Source organism: Neisseria sp. P0001.S005 (genome assembly GCF_051963715.1).
This window is the reverse complement of the sequence record NZ_JBQCTZ010001155.1, coordinates 1-212: the sequence shown is the minus strand read 5'-3', so window position 1 is coordinate 212 and position 212 is coordinate 1. Positions and strand designations below refer to the sequence as shown.

1 pseudogene is annotated in these 212 nt (G+C 54.2%); it reads left to right on the top strand.

The features are described 5' to 3' along the window. Nucleotides 1-212: pseudogene (locus tag ACTHSP_RS24385) on the top strand (multidrug ABC transporter ATP-binding protein); the annotation flags it as partial.

Here is a 212-nt window from a genome sequence, read left to right as displayed (position 1 = left end):
ATCTGCTGGATGATTGGATTCGCGATGATTATGCGCTTCCTGATTCCCAAACTCGGCAAAACCGCTGCACGCCAAGCTGATGCGCGCTCGTTGATGACCGGCCGCATTACCGACGCCTATTCCAATATCGCTACTGTCAAACTCTTCTCCCACGGCGCACGCGAGGCCGCTTATGCCAAGCAGTCGATGGAAGAGTTTATGGTAACCGTCCA